We start from the raw sequence: 2,468 nt of genomic DNA, 5'->3' as shown, positions 1-2,468 counted from the left end.
TCAGTCGATTGCCTATTGGCCAGACACCCAAGGCCACCGGCAGCGGGCGCTTTCGCGTATTCTGCAAGGGCAAGACCCGATCCTGAAAAACCCGGAAAACTACGGAATAGAGCCGGTGTCCGCGCGTGGGCTCTATGCGTTGGAAGCGATGCTGTTTGACCCTGCCTTCAACGCATATGGGCCCAATGACCCCGGCTGCACCCTGATCCGGGCCGCCAGCCGTGACCTTGCTGCCCAGGCGGCAGTGCTGCGCGATGCGTGGAAGCCCGGTTTCGCGGAGGTTCTGAAAACCGCAGGAAGTGCCGAAAATACCCGTTTTCTTGACGCGACAGAGGCGCGTCAAGCCCTGTTCACGGCGCTTCTGGTCAGCCTGCAATTTGACATCAATGAACGGCTTGGCCTGCCGATGGGCAGCTTTGACAAACCGCGCCCGCTGCGCGCCGAGGGGCGGTTGTCAAACCGGGCGCAGCGCAATCTGGAACTGTCGTTGCAAGGCCAGCAGGCACTCGCATTTGCGCTGATCCCGGCGAAGGGCGACGCGGTCGCGATGCGCGAGGATTTTGAACGTGTACTCTGGATGGTGCAAAAGCTGTACGACCCGGATTTTGCCGGTGTCGACGATCCCGGAAAACGCTTCAAACTCGAAGCTCTACAAACCGCGCTTGTGCTGCTGCGAACCGCAGTGAATGAGGAATTGAGCGCGGCCCTCGGCGTCACCATGGGTCTGAACGCCTTGGACGGGGACTGATCATGGCAACACGGCGCGGCTTTCTTGGCGGGCTGTTGGCCAGCGGTACATTGCCAACGCTGTCATGGGCGGATGTCGGCAACCCGGCCTTTCTGGCGGCAGCGAAGGAACCGGATGGCGGCTATGTGCTTGTTGGCCTGTCCGCTTCGGGCGAAGATCGCTTTCGCATCCCCCTGCCCGCGCGGGGCCATGCGGCAACCGCACACCCAACCCGGCCCGAAGCGGTGGCCTTTGCCCGCCGGCCTGGAACCTATGCGCTGGTGTTGGATTGTATCAGCGGCGCGGTTCTGGGTCAGTTGCGGGCACCTGATGGAAATACATTCAACGGTCACGGCGCGTTTTCGCAAAGCGGTGATATCCTCTATACGTCGGAGGTTGTGGCAGCAACCGGCGCGGGCCGCATCGGGCTTTGGTCTCGCGCCAATGGCTATGCCCGCACCGGTGATATCGCGAGCGGCGGCATCGGCCCGCACGAAATCCGCAGGCTTCCCGGCGTGGAAACGCTGGTAGTCGCGAATGGCGGCATCCGAACCGGTGCCAATGACCGCGACATGCTGAACCTCGGCACCATGGCACCAAACCTGGCCTATCTTGCACCTTCCGGTCAGATACTGAACCGGATCAGCCTCGCCCCGCAGGCACATCACGCCTCGATCCGGCACCTGTCGGTTGGCCCGGAGGGCGGGGTTGCCTTTGCGATGCAGTGGCAAGGCGAATCCGCGGCCGCCCCTGCCCTGCTCGGCCTGCACCGGATGGGTCGGGCAGCGCCGCTTCTTGCCATGGCGCCTTCTGCCGATCACATGAGGATGCAGGGCTATGCCGGTTCCGTCACCCATTTCGACGGGGGCAAAAGCATCGCCATTTCATCGCCAAAGGGTGGGCTGGTGCAGGTGTTTGACGCGAAGGGCGCGTTTCAATATCAGTTGGAACGGCCCGATGTCTGCGGCTTGGCCGCGAGCGGCGCTGCGCTGACCATGACCGATGGTTTCGGCACCTTTCTTGCATTGGAGGGCGGCAAACCAACCCATCATGCCCGGTCAAAACGCGCATGGGACAACCATCTCGTCGCATTGTAGCCTCCACTCGCGACCCCGGTAAATCCCCGCTTTTGGTAGAGTCACCAGCGTCTCTCGCAGTGGCAAGCCCTTGCCTCACAACGCCGACGGCGGTAGCAGTTGGGGAAAGCCGCCGGATTGAAGGATCGCGATTTTGCCTGAACGCACATCCATTCTGAAACTGTTCAGGAACGCGACCTTCAGGGCGCTGTGGATCGCGGCCCTCGCCTCCAACTTCGGCGGCTTGGTACAATCGGTTGGTGCCGCCTGGATGATGACCAATCTATCCACTTCGCAAAGCATGGTGGCGCTGGTTCAGGGCTCCGTCACGCTGCCGATCATGGTGTTCTCGCTGCTTGCCGGGGTTTTCGCCGATAATTTCGACCGCCGCCGGGTCATGCTGATCGCGCAGGGCTTCATGTTCATGGTGTCCGTGGCGCTGACGCTGCTGGCCTATGAGGGGCTGCTGACGCCGTGGCTCCTGCTGTCATTCACCTTCATGATCGGCTGTGGCACGGCGCTGCACAATCCGTCATGGCAGGCGACAATGGGCGATATCGTTTCGCGTGAGGAATTGCCTTCCGCTGTATCGCTCAACTCCATGGGGTTCAACATGATGCGCAGCATCGGCCCTGCAGCAGGTGGCGCCATTGTGGCATTTGCCG

3 protein-coding genes are annotated in these 2,468 nt (G+C 62.0%); all 3 read left to right on the top strand.

The window, feature by feature from the left end:
* Window positions 1-748 (top strand): imelysin family protein (locus L0H65_RS18300; protein WP_301460641.1); only part of this gene is annotated, 748 nt, incomplete at its 5' end.
* A 2-nt stretch (window positions 749-750) separates the two neighbouring features.
* Window positions 751-1,824 carry a DUF1513 domain-containing protein gene (locus L0H65_RS18295; RefSeq protein WP_301460640.1) on the top strand — a complete coding sequence of 358 codons (1,074 nt, stop codon included), beginning with the start codon at window positions 751-753 and terminating at the stop codon, window positions 1,822-1,824.
* Between the two features lie 133 nt (window positions 1,825-1,957).
* On the top strand, window positions 1,958-2,468 hold a 511-nt coding region (locus L0H65_RS18290; RefSeq protein ID WP_301460639.1), incomplete at its 3' end, for an MFS transporter.

This window comes from Pseudorhodobacter sp. (assembly GCF_030452865.1).
Lineage (GTDB): Bacteria > Pseudomonadota > Alphaproteobacteria > Rhodobacterales > Rhodobacteraceae > Pseudorhodobacter.
Note: the sequence above shows the minus strand (reverse complement) of the source record. Positions and strands in the feature narration are given on the sequence as shown.

Bases quoted from the DNA above. Each gene is read 5' to 3' on its own strand.
- L0H65_RS18295 (WP_301460640.1), top strand. From the start codon at position 751: ATGGCAACACGGCGCGGCTTTCTTGGCGGGCTGTTGGCCAGCGGTACA.